Source organism: Synergistes jonesii (assembly GCF_000712295.1).
Classification (GTDB): domain Bacteria; phylum Synergistota; class Synergistia; order Synergistales; family Synergistaceae; genus Synergistes; species Synergistes jonesii.
The window spans coordinates 1-15,042 of sequence record NZ_JMKI01000051.1; the positions used below are offsets into that span (position 1 = coordinate 1).

General features: G+C 57.2%; 15 protein-coding genes. All 15 read right to left on the bottom strand.

Annotation, left to right across the window (positions count from 1 at the left end):
• A partial coding sequence (locus tag EH55_RS11600) for a transposase (protein ID WP_037978073.1) occupies positions 1-399 on the bottom strand: 399 nt, incomplete at its 3' end.
• A 280-nt stretch (positions 400-679) separates the two neighbouring features.
• Positions 680-2,776, bottom strand: coding sequence for a heavy metal translocating P-type ATPase (locus EH55_RS11605; protein WP_037978074.1), 2,097 nt, complete (start codon positions 2,774-2,776; stop codon positions 680-682).
• Between the two features lie 79 nt (positions 2,777-2,855).
• Positions 2,856-3,080 (bottom strand): DUF1490 family protein, encoded by a 225-nt coding sequence (locus tag EH55_RS11610; RefSeq protein WP_037978075.1) that lies wholly within the window; start codon positions 3,078-3,080, stop codon positions 2,856-2,858.
• A gap of 123 nt (positions 3,081-3,203) precedes the next feature.
• On the bottom strand, positions 3,204-3,632 hold the full coding sequence (locus tag EH55_RS11615; protein WP_037978078.1) for a flavodoxin: 429 nt from the start codon (positions 3,630-3,632) through the stop codon (positions 3,204-3,206).
• A 27-nt stretch (positions 3,633-3,659) separates the two neighbouring features.
• Entirely contained in the window at positions 3,660-4,229 is a 570-nt protein-coding gene (locus tag EH55_RS11620) for a DUF3793 family protein (RefSeq protein WP_037978079.1), read from the bottom strand.
• A 164-nt stretch (positions 4,230-4,393) separates the two neighbouring features.
• Entirely contained in the window at positions 4,394-5,197 is an 804-nt protein-coding gene (gene xth, locus EH55_RS11625) for an exodeoxyribonuclease III (protein ID WP_037978080.1), read from the bottom strand.
• A 61-nt stretch (positions 5,198-5,258) separates the two neighbouring features.
• Entirely contained in the window at positions 5,259-6,737 is a 1,479-nt protein-coding gene (guaB, locus tag EH55_RS11630; protein ID WP_037978081.1) for an IMP dehydrogenase, read from the bottom strand.
• A gap of 35 nt (positions 6,738-6,772) precedes the next feature.
• Complete coding sequence (gene ispF, locus EH55_RS11635) at positions 6,773-7,927, bottom strand: 2-C-methyl-D-erythritol 2,4-cyclodiphosphate synthase (protein WP_037978083.1); 1,155 nt, start codon at positions 7,925-7,927, stop codon at positions 6,773-6,775.
• 2 nt (positions 7,928-7,929) lie between these two features.
• Positions 7,930-9,078 carry a PIN/TRAM domain-containing protein gene (locus EH55_RS11640; RefSeq protein ID WP_037978084.1) on the bottom strand — a complete coding sequence of 383 codons (1,149 nt, stop codon included), beginning with the start codon at positions 9,076-9,078 and terminating at the stop codon, positions 7,930-7,932.
• Positions 9,079-9,136: 58 nt separating this feature from the next.
• Positions 9,137-9,754 carry a recombination mediator RecR gene (recR, locus tag EH55_RS11645; protein WP_037978085.1) on the bottom strand — a complete coding sequence of 206 codons (618 nt, stop codon included), beginning with the start codon at positions 9,752-9,754 and terminating at the stop codon, positions 9,137-9,139.
• Positions 9,755-9,765: 11 nt separating this feature from the next.
• A complete protein-coding gene (locus EH55_RS11650; protein ID WP_037978087.1) occupies positions 9,766-10,080 on the bottom strand; it encodes a YbaB/EbfC family nucleoid-associated protein in 315 nt (104 codons plus the stop codon).
• 45 nt (positions 10,081-10,125) lie between these two features.
• Entirely contained in the window at positions 10,126-11,868 is a 1,743-nt protein-coding gene (locus EH55_RS11655) for a WecB/TagA/CpsF family glycosyltransferase (RefSeq protein WP_037978089.1), read from the bottom strand.
• Positions 11,869-11,984: 116 nt separating this feature from the next.
• Complete coding sequence (serS, locus tag EH55_RS11660) at positions 11,985-13,259, bottom strand: serine--tRNA ligase (protein WP_037978091.1); 1,275 nt, start codon at positions 13,257-13,259, stop codon at positions 11,985-11,987.
• On the bottom strand, positions 13,259-13,744 hold the full coding sequence (gene ribH, locus EH55_RS11665; RefSeq protein WP_037978093.1) for a 6,7-dimethyl-8-ribityllumazine synthase: 486 nt from the start codon (positions 13,742-13,744) through the stop codon (positions 13,259-13,261). The genes serS and ribH overlap by 1 nt, the downstream gene beginning before the upstream one ends.
• A gap of 32 nt (positions 13,745-13,776) precedes the next feature.
• A complete protein-coding gene (locus EH55_RS11670; protein ID WP_037978096.1) occupies positions 13,777-15,024 on the bottom strand; it encodes a bifunctional 3,4-dihydroxy-2-butanone-4-phosphate synthase/GTP cyclohydrolase II in 1,248 nt (415 codons plus the stop codon).
• Between the last annotated feature and the right edge of the window lie 18 nt (positions 15,025-15,042).

Consider the following 15,042-nt stretch of genomic DNA (forward strand, 5'->3'; position numbering starts at 1 on the left):
CAGGTGAGCCGAGATATCCCGGGTCGTCATGCCTTTTGCATACATGGACAGGACCTGATCCTCTATATTTGAGATATCGGTCTGGTTCTTTTTGACTGACTGCGGTTCGAAGTCACCCTTGCGGTCTCTGGGGACGTCGATCGGGATATCTCCGGCCGAAGAGGTGACTGTTTTAGGGCTGTAGCCGTTGCGGCTGTCATCTGTATGCTTGTTCTTGTAGTCATATTTGCTGTAACCGAGATGGTCATCCATCTCGGCTTCCAGCATCTGCTGGATCGTATCTCCGAGAAGATCCCTCAGCATAGCCTGTACGTCCTGGGCGTCTTCCGGTTTGTAGTGGGAAAGGAGACTCTGAATAAGCGCTTTTCTTTCCGGTGTCAGTTTTCTCTGTCTTGCCATAAAAATATCCTCCTGGATTGAATTTATCTTAACACCAATCCAGGAGGCTTGCTTTCTTCTCTATGGAGTTTACACAGAATTTGTTATACTCTCATCGTACAAGCAGGCAGGCATGAAAATCTGCTTTCCAACGCGGACGGTTACTACTTCAAGCTGTGGAATAAGGGGACAACCCATCCCGCTCCGCAAGAGGCGGTCTGAAATGACTGAACAACGACGACTCCCAGTTCGGCAGAGATTTTCGCGCCTTTCCGCGCCCTGCTTTTTTGGGAGCGTATCCTTAATTTTTTTGCGTCCGCTTCCGCTCAAGGACTGGCGAGAGGCTGTATGCGCTGGCTCCCACCGTCGACAGATTATGCAGCAGCGCCGAGAGCGCCGGCGAAATATATCCGCCGAGTCCAAGCGCCAACAACAGAGAATTCGCGCAGACGATGAAACAATAATTCCTATTTATCTTTGACATCGTCCGCCTTCCTATGCGCACGGCGTCCGTAAGCGGAGAAATGTTATTCTCAAGCAGCACGACGTCGGCTACTTCCTGCGCTATGTCCGCCCCGCTTCTCATGGAAACGCCGGCGCTCGCTGCGGAAAGAGCCGGAGAATCGTTCACGCCGTCCCCCACCATTATCACGCCCTTCTGTTGTCCGGCAAGCGCCTCTACGTACTGCGACTTCTCTACTGGCAGCATTTCGTGGCGGAATTCAGTTATCCCCAGCTTTGACGCGGCGTTTTCAGCGGCCTTTTTGCAGTCGCCGGTGAGCATCACGATGCGCTTTATCCCCTCTCTCCTCAGCTCGGCTACGACCGGCGCGGCCTCGGCGCGGAGCGGGTCGGCTATGCATATTATGCCGGCGAGTCTGTTTCCCACGGCGAGATAAAGCAGCGAGTAATGTCCGCTCTCTTCGTCGATAATCTTCTTTTCTTTCTCCGATATCTCTATCCCCTCGTCCTCAAAGACAAAATGCGCGCTGCCGATTATGACCCGTTTGCCGCTGAGGCTGGACGCTATGCCGTGGGCGACGGCGTACTCCACCTCGGCGTGCTCCTCGGCGTGACGCAGCTCTTCCTCTTCGGCTTTGCAGACGACGGCCTTGGCTATCGAATGGGGGAAATGCTCCTCAAGGCACGCGGCGAGCTTCAACGCTTCGTCGCGGCGGTAGCCGTTTAGAGGAATGACCTTGACGACCTTCGGCTCGGCGACGGTCAGAGTGCCGGTCTTATCGAAGACCACCGTGTCGGCCGCGGCGAGCGCTTCGAGGTATTTGCCTCCTTTTATCAGGATGCCGTGCTTTACTCCTTCGCGCATCGACGCGAGTATTGCGAGCGGCGTGGCCAGTTTTATTGCGCAGGAGTAGTCGACCATCAGCGCCGACGACGCGCGCAGAGGGTCTCTCGTCGCAAGGTAGATCAGGCCGGCGAGCATGAAGTTGAAGGGCACTATGCTGTCGGCGAGATGTTCGGAGCGTCCCTGTATCGAGGCCTTGCGCTCTTCGGATTCCTCGACCACCTTGATGATTCTGCTTATCCTCGTAGCGTTTCCGATCTCTATCGCCTCGACAACTATCATGCCTTCCTCGACGACCGTCCCGGCGTAGACGCTGTGCCCCGTTCTGCGCGCTATTCCCAGCGCCTCTCCCGTCATAGACGATTGATTGACGACGGCTTCGCCTTCCGCGACCCTTCCGTCGACCGGTATCACGCTGCCTGCGCGCACTATGATAAGGTCGCCCTTCACCACTTCGGCGAAGGGCACTTCGATCTCTTCGCCGCCGCGTTTTAGCCACACACGCTCAGTGCGAAGCGCCAGAGTCTTGGCGAGATCTTCTTTAGACTTCTGTTCCGTCCAGCTTCCGAGAAGGTCTCCGAGCCGTATGAGGGTCATCACTACTCCGGCGGAGGTAAAGTCGTTTCTCGCCATAGCGCTTACTATCGCGGAGGCGTCGAGCACCGCGACGTCTATTTTCCGGCGCACGAAAATCGAATGCAGCCCGCGCCTGACGAAGCACAGCGAGCGCATTACGCTGACGGCTCTGCGCAGCGGGAAGGGAAGCATCATGCGCAATACCGAGCGCGCCGCCATCAGGGCGATGCTGCCCATCAGGCTCGGAACCGCCGAATCTCTGCTTAAGGCGTAAAGCTCGCTGTCGTCGTAAATATCCTTAGTGAGCAACGCCGCCGCAGAGAGGACTCTTCCTCTGTACGGCTCGTCGAAATATATCAAAATACTGCCGGTAAGCGCGGAGGCCTTGACTTTTTTTACGCCGCGCTGCGCTTCGAGCAGCGTCTCTATCGCGGCTTCGTTTTTTTTGTTGAAAGCACCCTTCGCCGGGCGCAACCGGATGCGCCCGGGCAATTCGTGTACGATTGAAAATTCCATAAGACTCCCTCACAGCCCGCGGTCCGCGTTTTTTTAAACGCGGACCGCGGAAGATAACAGAAATTTCAGCCGCTGGCGGCTATTTCTCTTCATCCATGCAGCATCTTGCCTCTGCGATCATATCAGACGCCGCTTCCTTCGCGGCCTCGGCCGAGGCCGCCACCTTTTCCTGAAGCTGCATCCCCTTGGCGAGGGCCTTTACAGCGGCTTTCTTAGCGGCGCCGTTCTTTACGAGCGCAAAGGCCCCGGCTCCGACAAGGACTCCAGCTGCGAAAAACAGACAACGCTCACACCCTTCTTTCATCGTGAAAACCTCCCTTGAATCGTTTTATTCGCCGTTATTGGTCGGTTGTCGCGACCATTTCCGCCAAAAAAATAACCCTTTGCGAGAAATTTCTCTCCCCGCAAAGGTTGCTACTCATTTAGTTTAAAACTTTGCGAAACGCGCGCCGAACTCCTCGCACTTTTTGATTCCCTCTTCGTCCGGCGTCAGGTTGATGATGAGCCCAGTCTCGAATACGAGGCAGCCGTCGTCCAGCATCCTCTTTTCCCAATTTCTCATCCATTCGCCGTCTCCCCAGCCGTACGAACCAAAGAGGGCGATCTTTTCTCCGGATAATTGCTTTTCCACCGACGCGACGAAAGGCTCGAATTCGCTTTCCTCGAGGACCTCGACGCCCATCGAGGGGCAGCCTAAAGCAAACTTTTCATAGTCGTTCAGATTTTTTCCTCCGAATTCCGATACCGTGTATACTTCAGCGCATACGTCCTGCGATGCTATGCCTTTCGCGATTGCGTTGGCCATCGCCTCGGTGTTTCCTCCGGAGCTCCAGTAAATTACAGCGATTTTACCCACGATATTCTCCACCTTTCTTTGTCGCATTCAGCTGAACATGGGAGCAGAATAGACTATCTGCGCCATTTCGCGGCCTGCGTCAAAATTTTTACAGAAATATTCGGTGCATCTCTTGTAGCGGTCAAAAAGCTGCAGACTTTTCTCCTTGTCGCCGTAGACCTTCCAAGTTCCGCAAACCTTATATCCGTGCCCGTTATTCTCTATGAAGCCGCGCACGTCTTCGATGGGATAGCCGAGAAAAAGCCCTATCTCATGCGGAAAACAGCCGCAGGAGAAAAAGCGCTCTTTAAGCGTGTCTAGCTTTTCACAGACGCCGGCTTCGGATTTATAGCCGTAACCCTCCAAAAATTCGTTTGCTTCGGGCGTAAAAACCTCTTCAAGCATATTTCTGCGGTATATATAGATCAGCGAATGTCTTTCGCAGCTGCAAAGCACCTCTAATGAAACACCGCAGTCTCTGAGGATATTTTTCGCCGTCGCCGCGCTCATCTCGGAGGCGGGCGCGGCGCGCCAGCTGAACATATTGGCAGGCTTTATTCCGGCGAGCGTCGGAGCGCAATGAAAAGCGATAAGATAATCGAGAGACTTGCTGTCCATAGCCTTCCTCCATTCGAGTTAGCAATATCTAACAAACGTGTATATAATAATTAGCATAAGCTAACTTGTCAAGAGAGAAAAATGAAATTGCCTCGGAGATTTTCCGAGACAATTCTTGTCGCTTTTGCAGGAGCTTGAGGGAAAACTTTTGGCCGTTGGGGGGGTTAATCGAAGCTGAAGGAGGCGACTACGGCCGTATGGTCGCTCGGGCGTTCGGCGGCGCGCAGCCCGCGCTCGACCTTAACGCCTGTGCAGCGGGCCGCGACGCTTTTCGTGCCGAGGATGTGGTCGATGCGCCAGCCGATGTTCCTCTCAAGCGCGTTTTTTATTCGGTAATCCCAAAAGGTGTACTCACCGGCCCCCGGCAGCTGCTCGCGGAATATGTCGACGAGCCCCCACCCCATAGCGTCCTTCAGCGCTTTTTTTACGTCTTCGTGGAAGCAGACGTGCTCTTTTTTATTTTTGGGGTTCGTTACGTCGATATCCGTAGGTGCGACGTTAAGATCTCCTAGCCATACTACCCTATCCTCCGGAGTGCATTTTCTTTCGAGGAGTCCGCGCACACGCGCGATGAAGCGCAGCTTATAAGGGTAATCGGGGTTATCGATCTCTTTGCCCTGAGGAATGTAGGTGTTGAGCACTGTGAGCGGCCCGAAGCGCGCTCTTACAACCCGCGCGTTTTCCGATTCTTCGCGTCCATCTTCCTCTCCGTCGCAGAGGCCGAACTCAAATTCGTCCGGCGCTTCGCGCGAAATGACGGCCACGCCGTTATAGCTCTTCATTCCTTTATAAACGCAGCGGTATCCGCGCCCCTCAAAAAATGCCGACGGGAATTCTTCGTCGCGGCATTTCGTTTCCTGAAGACAGAGGATGTCCGGCGCGCCCGAGTGCGCAAGCCAGCCCTCAAGGAGCGGCAGGCGGCTTTTTACGGAATTTACGTTGAAGGTCGCTATTTTGATGTCGGGCATTCGATTCTCCTTTATGTTCGCAGTCGTACGAACAGAAGCCGCGCTGCGCGGCGTCTGCCTTTTATTCCGCCCAGTAGTTCGGGGCCTCTTTCGTGATGACTATATCGTGCGGATGGCTTTCCTTCATCGACGCCGCCGTCACTTGGACGAAGCGTGCGTTCTCGTGCAGTGCGTCGACCGTCGGCGCTCCGACGTAGCCCATCCCGGCGCGGACGCCTCCGACCATCTGATAGATGACTCCGGAGAGCGGGCCCTTGTGCGGGACCATTCCCTCTATTCCTTCGGGCACGAGCTTGTCCTCCGATATGCCCTCCTGGAAGTAGCGGTCTTTGCTGCAGCCGCCCTTCATCGCTCCGAGAGAGCCCATGCCGCGGTAGCTCTTGAAGGAGCGCCCTTTGTAGATGACGGCCTCCCCCGGACTTTCCTCTGTGCCGGCGAAGAGCGAGCCAATCATAACGACGTCGCCGCCGGCCGCGAGGGCCTTGACTATGTCGCCGGAGTAGCGGATGCCGCCGTCGGCGATGACGGTCTTTCCGCGCCTGTGGGCTTCTTCGGAGACGTTCATCACGGCCGCGACCTGCGGGACGCCGATACCGGCGACGATTCTCGTCGTACATATCGAACCAGGTCCGATGCCGACCTTGACTCCGTCGGCCCCCGCGTCGATCAGCATATCCGCCGCCTCCTTCGTCGCGATGTTGCCGGCGATTATCGGAATGTCGGGATAGAGCGCGCGTATCTCGCTTACCATGTCGATCACCGTTCTTGAATGTCCGTGCGCGGTGTCTATCACGATCACGTCTACGCCGGCCTTCACAAGCGCCTCTGCGCGCTCTTTGGCGTCCTCTCCTACTCCGATCGCCGCGCCGGCGCGCAGGCGTCCGTGCGAGTCCTTAGTCGCGTTCGGGAACGCCTTCGCCTTCAGGATGTCCTTTATCGTGATGAGCCCCTTCAATTTATTTTCCTTGTCGACTATCGGCAACTTCTCCACCTTTGTCCCCATGAGTATCTGCTTGGCGTCGTTGAGCGTCGTCCCCACGGGAGCGGTGATGAGGTTCTCCTTCGTCATTATGTTGGATATGGGTTGGTCGAGATTCGTTACGAAACGGAGGTCCCTGTTCGTGATGATGCCGACGAGGCGTATCTGATCGTCCACTACCGGTACGCCGGAGATATGGTAGTGCTCCATAAGAGCAACTGCCTCGCGCACCGAATCGGATGGGTGACGGTAGAAGGGGTCGACTATGACGCCGGACTCGGAGCGCTTCACTTTATCTATTTCCATTGCCTGACGCTCTATCGGCATGTTTCTGTGCATGATGCCGATTCCCCCCTCGCGCGCAAGGGCTATCGCGAGCCGCGCCTCTGTCACCGTATCCATGGCGGCGCTGCAAATCGGAATGTTGAGCTCGATCTGCGGGGTCAGCCTGGTAGCCACGCTGACTTTCGCCGGCACGACTTCGCTGTAGCCGGGCACCAGCAGCACGTCGTCGAACGTAAAGCCACTGTAGTCAACAAATTTATCTTCTCTCCAGCCCATTTATCAATACCTCCGTATAAAATTAAATTTTTCTCTCAAAGCGCGATGCGGCTTATCTCCGCGACGCAGTGGCAGATCATGCACTCGCCGCGCCCGGCGCTTCCGCACTCCTCGGCGGATTTCACCTTAATGTTGAATCTCGGATGTTCGCCGTCGCCCTCGAGCTCCGCGTTGAGCTTCTCCCTGAATTGCGGGAGAAGAGCGCCGAGCTTGGGGCGCTGCGCGATCAGCGTCGCGTCGACCCAATCGGCGCGCCAGCCCTTAGAGGCGAGCAGCGCAAGCACGCTGTGCAGCAGCGTTATGCTGTCCGCGCCGCGCCATTTTTCATCGCTTGCCGGAAAGAGCGTCCCGATGTCGGCTTCCCCGGCCGCGCCGAGCAGCGCGTCCATTACCGCATGCGTAACGACGTCGGCGTCGGAATGTCCGAAGAGGCCGAAATCAACGCCGGCGACTCTGACTCCGGCGATTATCAGGGGCCTGCCTTCGGCGAGCCTGTGGATGTCGAAGCCGTGCCCCGCCCTTCTTTCGATATTGTTTTCAGCCATCGCGCGGGCCATCTCCCAGTCGAACTGCGTCGTTATCTTAAAATTCCTTTCGTCTCCGTCGACTCGTACGATGCCGCGCCCCGAAGCCGTCCACAGGGAGGCCTCGTCGTCCGCAGGGGATGCGCCGCGCAGCAGCGACGTCAGCTCTTCCCGCCTGAAAGCCTGAGGAGTCTGAGTGCGTAGATAAATATTCCTGTCGGCCGCCGTTAGGAGGCTTCCGTCGATTTTTTTCAGCGCGTCGGTGCAGCGCAGGAGCGGCACGGCGGCGCCGTGCCGCTCCGCCTCGCTCATGAGCGTGAGCAAGAGTTCCTCGGTAATAAAAGGGCGGGCCCCATCGTGCACAAGCACGTGCGACCCGCGGCATTTTTCAAGTCCGTTGAGCACGGATTCGGAGCGCGTGGCTCCGCCGCGCGCAATTGTTATGTTCAACCTCTCACAGTCGGCAGCGAATTCCTCGATTCTCTCCGCGGGAAGCACGAGCACGATGTCGCGCAGCGCCCCTTCCGAGCGCAGACGCTCTGCAGTCTCGTACGACCAGCGCCACACCGGTCGGCCGGCAAGCGCGCGGAACTGCTTCGGCGTTCCGCCGAGCCTGCTTCCGCTGCCAGCCGCTGCGATCAGGAATGACCAGTGAGGAGTTTCCATAGCTATGGGTGTATGCGTCCGAATACCATTCTGCCGGCCGAGGTCTGAAGCATCGAGGTGACGGTGACCTTGACGCGCTCGCCTACGTGGCGCGAACCGTCCTCTACGACGAGCATCGTGCCGTCGTCTAGATAGCCTATCCCCTGATGGTTTTCTTTGCCGAGGCGTATTATGTCTATCTCGACCTTTTCGCCGGGAAGTAACATCGGCTTCAGCGAATTCGCTAAGTCGTTGACGTTGAGAACGTCGACGCCCTCAATCTGAGCAACCTGGTTGAGGTTGTAGTCCGTCGTGATTACTTTCCCGTTCAGCCGGCGCGCAAGCACGACGAGCGCTTCGTCCACCTTGTCGCGATCGAGCTCGCGCAGCGTGACTTCGGGTATTTCGACGGTCAGCCCCTCGACTTTCTGAAGCTCCGTAACGACTGAGAGGCCGCGGCGGCCGCGCGTCCTGCGCAGCGAATCGGTCGAATCAGCGACGCCCTGCAGCTCGGCTAAGATGAAGCGCGGCAGCACGATCGTCCCCTCAAGGAAGCCCGTCTGCGCTACGTCGAGGATACGTCCGTCGATTATCGCGCTCGTGTCGAGCACCTTGGGATATGAAAACTGCGCCCCCTGCGAGATCGCCACGCCGCTCTCGGCGGCGCCCTTCTTTTTCGACGGAAGCGAGAGCTTCGATTTTATGTTGATGTTGGTCAGCATGTTCCAGAAATCGTCTCCGCGCTTCGCGAAGAATCTCAGCCCCCAGTAGCCTAAGGCTACGTTCAGTAGTATCGCGATATATACGCCGATTCCTCCAGGAATCTTGGAAAGCGGAATCGCTATCAGGTTTGCGAGCAGCAGCCCCAGCATCAGCCCTATTATACTTATTATCAGATCTGACACGCTCACGTTCTGTATTCTTGTCTCGAAGAACTGCCCGAATTTAATCAAAGCCCACCAGAAGAGCGGCGCAAGAATAAAGCCTAAAACTGCCGAGAGCAGTACGATAAAGACTGTCATTCCAATCGGGTGTATCGACGACATCGAGGGCCACAGCTTAGCGCGCAGTATCAGCAGGGATATCTGATATCCGGCCGCCGCGCAGACAAACACCATCACCGCGTACACGACTCTTCTCATCATCTTTGAAAGTTCTCTGTCATGGCGCATTGAAAATTCCTCCTCTCTTATTTTGTAGTTGCTTTGAATGCACGCTTTAAATCAGAAATTAAAAATTTTCTCCCGTATGGGTCATCTCCTTTCTCGCCTCCATCGCCATGTGCAGCGTAACGCGGTCGGCAAAACCTATGCTGCCGCCCACCGGCAGGCCGTACGAAAGGCGCGATACCTTGACCGGCACTCCCGAAAGCGCCTCCTGAACGGCGTACGCCGTCAGGTCTCCTTCGATTCTCGGCGCCGTCGCGAGGATTATCTCCTCGACCCCGCCCATTTCGACGCGCTCGCGCAACCTTTCAAGGCTCTCCTGCGGTATCTCTTCGTCGTCGAGCGGCGATAGGCGTCCTCCGATCACATGGTATATCCCGTTGAATATGCCGGCCTGCTCCATCGCAACGCAGTCCTCTTCGTTTTCGACGACGCAGAGCAGCTTTTGGTTTCGCAGGGGGTCGGTGCAGATCTGGCAGGGATCGACGTCGGTTATCGCTCCGCAGAGGCTGCAGTGGCGAATATTTTCGGTAAGTGATATCACGGCCTCGCCGAATTCCCTTATCTGCTGAGGCTCCTGCCTGAGCAGATAAAATACCATGCGCCGGGCAGTCTTTTCCCCGACTCCCGGCAACTTGCTCCACTGTTTTATTAGTTTTTGTACTGGCCCGGGAAGAGACAAGGGGCGCCTCGCTACATAAGTCCTGGGAAACCCGCGCCGAGGCCGCCCGTCAGCGTGTTCATCTTCGAGCCGTAAAGCTCTTTGGCCTTCGAGAGAGCTTCTTTTATCGCTCCGAGCACGAGGTCTTCGAGCATCTCGATCTCTTCGGGGTTTACGACCTCTTTGTCTATCGTTACCGAAAGCACGTCGCCGTGGCCGTTCACCGTGACCTTAACCGCACCGCCTCCGGCCGTTCCCTCGAGCACCGCCTTTTCAAGCTCTTGCTGCGCGAGAGCCATCTGTGCCTGCATTCTCTGCGCCTGTTTGAGCAATTTGTCCATTTTCATTTCAATCACAATCCCTTTCGTTTTATTGAAGCATCCGATTCGGCGTCACTCATCGCCGGCGCCGTCTTTATAGCCGTCGATGTGGAGACGCGTCAGCAGGAAATACCAGACGAAGAGCGGAAGCTTCGAAAGCCTCCTCCAGCGCCACGGCTCCTGTATCGCTCGGTAAAGCCATTCGAGGCAGAGAGACTGCCATAACTTCGGCGCGCGCGCCAGCTTGCCCGAAATAACATCCATGCTGCCGCCTATCCCCATGCCGACGACCGCGCCGGTCGCGGCGAAATATTCGTCGAGCCAGTACTCCTGCTTCGGTACCCCAAGGCCGACGAAAAGTATATCCGTTTCGGCCGCCCTGATAGCTTCACAGCGCGAGCCGCTCTCTTCGGGTTTGAAAAAGCCGTCGCCAGCGCCGGCGACGACGAGCCTCGGGTACTTTTCCATCAGTTTTGCGGCCGCCGCCTCCGCCACCCCCGGCTCGCCGCCGAGCATCCATACGCGCCACCCGTTCTGTTCGGCAAGGCGGCAGAGATGTTCGGTGAATTCTACACCAGGAATGCGTTCCTGTACAGGGGTCCCGTTAAGTTTAAGAGCTCCGGCGAGCCCGGCGCCGTCGGGCAGCACAAGCCCGGCCCCGCGTACGATCCTTCTGTATCTTTCGTCCGTCCTGCTCCTGAGAGCTGCGAGCGCGTCGGGCGTTACGATTATATGAGGGGCGCGTTGGGAATTCATCCAATGCTGGACGCGCGAAAGAGCGTAGTTCAGCGAGATGTTGTCGACCGTCACGCCCCAGAGGCGCGGGCGTCTGCATTCGTCGTTCATATTTCCCCGCTGACGTTTAAAGGAATACCCCACCCAAATCACCCCGAAGATCGCACACACGGCGGCAAGAAGATAAAAGAAATCCGGAAATCCGATCTGTATCGCGGAGACGAGACAGCCGAGCAGAGCGCATACTGCGACTACGAAATGTATCGCGACCGGATGCGAGTAGCCGTGCATTATCAGCTTTCTGTAAAGCATCAGGTTGGCCGCCGGCCGCGGCGAGAAAAAGGCGCTTACGACGCCCACTGAAGCCTCGGTTATCGGCAGCGCGAAAAATCCGAGAGGGAGCAGCGCGAGAGTGTAAAAGGTTATCCCCTTGCTCACGCCTAAGATCGAAAGCCCGGCGAATAGCGTCCCCCAAAGCCCCGTAAGAGGCTCAGTGAGGCGGCGGTAGGCATATATGTGCCTGTTCCAGAAGACGATTAGCATCACGAGCCCGATGACGCAGATCTGCGACGCGTCGCGCAAGCTCTGCGAAGAGGTGAGAATCACGACGGATATCATCGTCCAGCTCACCGTGAGCAAAAGGCCGCAGAGTCCGGGGATCTCGTCGATCTCCTGAAAAAATATCGGGAATATCCCTACCCAGATCGTGCTTATCGCGATAGAAGCGAAGTACGAAAGGTAATAATACTGCCCACCGGCGTATTCGATGAACGCGATGCGCGGTCCGAAGAGCGAAAACACGAGCCCTACTAGAAAGTACAGGCAGCGCAGATTCTTCCCGCGCGTCGCTCTCTGGCAGAAGCCTATACAGGCCGAGGCGACGCCGGCCGCGACGGTGATGCGCAGCGGGCCGTCGGGCATCCATATGCCGCAAAGGGCCCACGCCCCTATCAATGTGATGTCCTTCAGGTAATAATACTGGTCGCTTTCAAGATATTTCTTGAAGAATTTTTGAATCATAACGCAGATCAGCGCGACCATTAGAATCATAATTACCGTTGTGCCATGTGTGCCGACCATATAAAGCCATTCTCCCGTCAAAAGATATAAAGCCTAACGTTAGGTATATCCTACCATAAAACAAGGAAGCCGCAAGATTTTTCCCGGCGGCTCCCAAACTTTATCTCCTTTTTCCGTCAAGCGCTTATCTTTTCCATGCCCCCGACGTAGGGGCGGAGCGCTTCGGGAATCGTTACCGAGCCGTCGGCGTTCTGATAGTTCTCTATGACGGCTATCAGTGTGCGTCCTATTGCGAGCCCCGAGCCGTTCAGCGTGTGGACGAAGCGGGGCTTGCCCCCGTCGGCCGGCTTGTACTTAAGCCCCATGCGACGCGCCTGGAAATCTTCGCAGTCGCTGCAGGAGCTTATCTCGCGGTAGGTGCGCTGCGACGGCAGCCAGACCTCGACGTCGTAAGTTTTCGCGGCTCCGAAACCCATGTCGCCAGTGCAGAGGAGTATCACTCGGTAAGGAATGCCGAGCAGCTGAAGGACCTTTTCAGCGCAGTTCGTCATATGCTCGAGCTCTTCGTAGCTCTTCTCGGGCGTCGATATCTTCACCATTTCGACCTTGTCGAACTGATGCTGGCGCAGCATGCCACGCATGTCGCGCCCGTAGCTGCCGGCTTCGCGGCGGAAGCAGGGCGTGAACGCGCAGAGGTACATCGGCAGCTCTGCTTCTTTCAGCGTCTCGCCGGAATGCAGGTTCGTAAGAGGGACTTCGGCCGTCGGTATGAGCCATAGGTCGTCGTTCAGGCAGCGGTAAAGGTCTTCGGCGAACTTAGGCAGCTGTCCGGTGCCGGTCATCGTCTTCGTGTTCACGAGAGCCGGCGTCGCTATTTCCGTGAAGCCGTGCTGAGTCGTGTGCAGGTCGAGCATTAAGTTCATCAGGCCGCGCTCGAGGCGCGCGCCGGCGCCCTTCAGCACCGTGAAGCGGCTCTCGGCGAGTTTGACACCGCGGTCGAAGTCCATTATATCGAGAGCTTCGCCGATCTCCCAATGAGGCTTTGGCTCGAATTTGAAGTCGCGCGGCGTCCCCCAGCGGCGCATTTCGACGTTGTCGTATTCGTCCTTGCCCTTCGGCACGCTCGGATGCGGGCGGTTCGGGATGCTCAGGGCGAGTTCGTCGAGCTCGCTTTGAATTTCAGCTGCCCTGTCGTCGAGTTTTTTGATTTCGTCGCCGAGCCCGCGAATCTCGTTTTGCAGCGCGTCGGTGTTCTCTCCGGCCTTTTTCTTCGCGCCGACCTCTTTCGAGCCGGCGTTGCGGCGTTCCTTCAGCTTCTCGACCTTCAGCAGCACGCCTCTGCGTTCCTCGTCAAGCTCCTTGTAGCGGTCGAGCGGAAAGGCGTTATTGCGCGACGCGAGCATCTCCGCCACTTCCTCGTAATGCTCGCGTACCCATTTCGTATCGAGCATCAGGCCTTCGTTCCCTCCATAGAGCGTATCTCTCTCATAAGATTTGCCGTCTCAAGCGCCGACAGCGCGGCGTCCGCGCCCTTGTTGCCGGATTTGCTCCCGGCGCGCATGAGGGCCTGTTCAAGGTTTTCGCATGTAAGTATGCCGAACGCCACTGGCACGCGGTACTGCAGCCCGACCTGGGCGAGCCCTTTCGACGCTTCGCCGGCGACGTACTCGTGATGGGTCGTATCGCCGCGAATCACCGCGCCCAGCGTTATTATCGCGTCATATTTTCCGAGAAGAGCTATTTCCTTCGCTATCACCGGCTGCTCCCACGCGCCGGGTACCCAGAAAAGGTCTATGTCCTGATAGTTCACGCCGTGACGCGCGAGCGCGTCTTTCGCCCCTTCGATGAGTTTCGACGTTATCAGTTCGTTGAAGCGGGATCCTATTATCGCGAAGCGCAGCCCGCTTCCCAACATATCTCCCTGAATGGTGCGCATTTTGGTATCCTCCTTGTCCTTCATAAATATAATTATCGGCCGTTGCGGCCGAAATTTTTGCAGTCGTACTGCATCCTGTTGTTCAGCAGATGTCCCATCTTGCATATTTTCGTGTTCATATAGCGTTCGTTGTAGGGATTCGGCGCTATCTCTATAGGCACGCGCTCTGTGACCTCAAGCCCGTAGCCCGCGAGCCCCGTGATCTTAACGGGGTTGTTCGTCATAAGGCGCAGCTTTTTGAGGCCGAGGTCCTCTAGTATCTGAGCGCCGATTCCGTAATCGCGCTGGTCGGCCGCGTAGCCGAGCGCCAAGTTCGCCTCCACGGTGTCGAGCCCCCTGTCCTGAAGCTCGTATGCCTTGAGCTTCGCGAGGAGGCCGATCCCGCGCCCCTCCTGGCGCAGATAGAGGAGGACGCCGCGCCCCTCTTTTTCTATCATGCTCATAGCTCGGTGGAGCTGGGGGCCGCAGTCGCAGCGGAGCGAGCCAAGCAGGTCGCCGGTGAAGCATTCGGAGTGGACGCGCGTAAGGACGGGCTCGTCTCCCGATATGTCGCCCTTTACGAGGGCGATGTGCACGGCTCCCGGGTTGTCGCCGTAGGGACTCGTGTAAGCGTGGCAGGCGAAGTCGCCCCACTGCGTCGGCAGGTGGACGACGGTCTCTTTTTTGACGAACTTTTCGCGCATAACCCTGTAGCGGATGAGCTTTTCGACGGAGGTTATCTTCAACCCCTCTCTCTTTGCGAATTCAACGAGCTGCGGCAGGCGCGCCATAGTTCCATCCTCGTTTATGACCTCGCAGATGACGCCGGCTGGGTTCAGCCCAGCGAGGCGCGTAAGGTCGACCGCAGTCTCGGTGTGCCCCGCGCGCTGCAGGACCCCCCCCGGGCGGGCGATCAGCGGGAAGACGTGCCCAGGTTTGCGGAAATCCCCTGGCAGCGCGTCGGGTTGACCGAGCGCGTGGGCGGTGATCGCGCGTTCTGCGGCGGAAATGCCGGTCGTAGTTCCCTGCAGATGGTCTACGGAGACCGTGAAGGCGGTGCCGTGGGCGTCAGTATTGCGCTCCACCATCGGCGTCAGATCCAGCCTGCGTGCCTGCTGGCAGGAAATAGGCACGCAGACGAGGCCGCGCGCCTTCGTTATCATGAAGTTGACGTCTTCCGCGCGGCAGAAATCCGCCGCCATTATAAGGTCGCCCTCGTTTTCGCGGTTCTCGTCGTCGACGACGATGACCATTTTCCCGGCTTTAATATCTGCTAATGCTTCTTCGATCGTGTTGAGCATATCTTTCCCTCCGTGGGT